This window comes from Acinetobacter sp. LT1 (genome assembly GCF_059800965.1).
In genome coordinates this window covers 1-2,660 of record NZ_JBBAXE010000031.1, presented here as the reverse complement: position 1 = coordinate 2,660, position 2,660 = coordinate 1, and the positions used below count along the sequence as shown (strand labels likewise).

1 protein-coding gene is annotated in these 2,660 nt (G+C 35.6%); it reads right to left on the bottom strand.

What is annotated here, in order from left to right; genetic code table 11:
• Window positions 1–573: 573 nt before the first annotated feature.
• Window positions 574–2,529, bottom strand: coding sequence for an alkyl/aryl-sulfatase (locus tag WBW42_RS18705; RefSeq protein WP_000693745.1), 1,956 nt, complete (start codon window positions 2,527–2,529; stop codon window positions 574–576).
• Window positions 2,530–2,660 lie beyond the last annotated feature (131 nt).

The following is a 2,660-nucleotide window of genomic DNA, read 5'->3' as shown; positions in this document are numbered from 1 at the left end:
CTTCTTGGTCTACGTGCCATAAAATACTCCATATATTGATGTTTATAACATCATTTGGGGAGCAAAATATCACTTATAAGTGTTGTTCAAATTTCCTGATCCACCTCTAAAATATAAGCTTGGCAAAACAAATATTGAGCTCTTAAACTATCGGATATTGATATGATCATCATGACCTATATATTTACTCAATATAATCATCAAATAGTGCAATCAAGTTAACCTAATATAAAAGCTTATTTTCAATAAAAAACACATCATAATACCCCCTTGCCTTTTAACCACAAAAATATTGAAGTTATTATTTAGAAGCAATTAATAGAAAAATAAACAAATCTTTTTTAAACAAGCTACTAATAAAAATATCTCCATCGAAAATAAAGTATAAAAATTCAAAAACCATTTAATAAAGTATCAATAGAGTTAAAATACATATAGCTTACTTTTAATTTTAAAGAGGAATACAAGAAATAATTTCTTGTATTCCTGTTATAAGATTGGGAGAACCAAGTTGATAATTTCACCCATTTCTTTGGATCTATTAATTTAAGTTTCGACTTTACTTATTTGAGCTTAGCCATTTGGTCGAGTCACAATCGGGAAAATTGAATCTGGACGTTTAAACATTGCAAAGAATTTTCCAATTTTCAGTGGATTACCTTTGACTTTACTGTCTTTAGAAAGCAGGACTTTTACCCCTTCTATTTGACCTGTAATCATTTTTAGATATAAGGGCTTGGTTAAGGTTAATGTAGGGCAATCCAATGCCAAATCTTTACTTTCATCATAACGCTTAAACTGCATGACTGAGTTTTCAACCCATAATGAAAAATGCTCTTTGGTATCCGACAAAACCAGATTGATACACTGGTTTTCATTTTTTAAATTTTCCACATCTAAATTTGTCGCCATAGCTTCAAGAAATCTTTCAGTTGGTGTATGAATCAATAAATCACTCGGATCAGAAGTATTTTGTAGGGGTACATTATTTTGTAGCTCTTGAGCGCCCACCAAAAAGAAATTACGCCAAGTTGAAGCCTCAGCAGCATAGCCCAATTGACGATAAGTATTCGCCAATAAGTCTTTTGCTTGTTGGTTTTGAGGGTTATTCAACACAATATGTTTTAAAATCTCGGCAGCCCATCTATAGTCAGCTTGAGCGTAGGCATCCCGCGCATTTTTCAATGCATTGTTCTCCCCACCTGCTAACTCAATATATTTTTTTGCAACAGCTTTAGGGGGTAATGGATCTAAATTGGAAGGATGGGCATCGAACCATCCCATATAATATTGGTATACTGCTTTTACATTATGTTTTAGGGTTCCATAATAGCCATGAGCATATAGTTTTTGATCAAGTGCCGCTGGAAGCTTAATTTTTTCGGCAATTTCAGCGCCATTAAAACCAGAGTTCATATATCTCACCGTCTGATCATGCGTGAACTTATAAACATCTCGCTGGGTTTTAATAAAATCTTGAATATTGTCATTGCCCCAGACAGGCCAATGATGCTGTGCAATCAATACATCGGATGCTTTGGCATGCTGCATTGCTTGGTCTAGATAGCCCACCCATTTTAAGGCATCACGGACTTTAGCACCCCGAAGGGTATAAAGATTATGCATGGTATGAGATAGAATTTCTGCGCCGTTATAAAGTTTCAATGATGGGATAGAGAACGTTAATTCTGCTGGTGCTTCTGAACCCGGCACGTTATAAAACACAAAATCCAAGCCATCAACCGTCATTTTCTGTTCTGGTTGAGTGATCAGTTGTGTAGGCTCAAGGATGCCCATTTTTCCCACAGCAACAGCCTTACCTAAACCTGTATCCACCAATCCTTCCGCATTTTTAGGTAGAAAAGTTCCATACATATAAGTCGCACGACGTATCATGGCTGAACCTGCCATCACATTTTCACTGGTCGCTTCTTCCATAAAGCCTTTTGGCGCAATAATTGGAGTTTTTCTAGCGTTAATTTCTTCGCTAGAAAGAACGCCTAATGCACCACCAAAATGATCGATATGGCTATGGGTAAAGATAATGGCTGAAATTTTTTGCTCACCTAAATGCTGTCTAGCAAATTTAAGTGCTGCTTCAGCCGTTTCTTTAGAGGTTAATGTATCCACAATAATCCAGCCAGTATCACCCTGAATGATGGTCATATTTGCCAAATCAAAACCACGAATTTGCCAAACTCGATCTGTTACTTTAAATAGCCCAACATTGTTGTTTAATTTTGCTTGTCGCCATAGAGTGGGATTAACGGTATTTGGTGCTTGATCTTGTAAAAAACTAAATGCATCAAAATCCCAGATAACATTGCCTTTCTCACTTTTAATTTGACCTGTTGGCTTGGCAATAAAGCCCTTTTGAGCCTGATTAAACTCAGTCATATCCTCTAAGTTATACTTCGCCTTATATGTATTATTTGATTCAATGACCGCTTTTTCTACTACAGTATTTGCTGCAAAAACAGAAAATGGCAGAATAAGCATCAATGAAACTGTTAAAAACTTAATTTTCATCTTCTTTCCTTTTTTTAAATAAGAGGTGGTCCCACATGTTTGAACAACTAAAAGCTTATTTATAAGTGATACTCTGCTCTAGTTAAGCTACCTTATTTTGTTGTGGTAGCTGGTCATAGTAAAACTCATCT

Coding starts and splice junctions, on each gene's coding strand:
- WBW42_RS18705 (WP_000693745.1), bottom strand. CDS start 2,529: ATGAAAATTAAGTTTTTAACAGTTTCATTGATGCTTATTCTGCCATTT.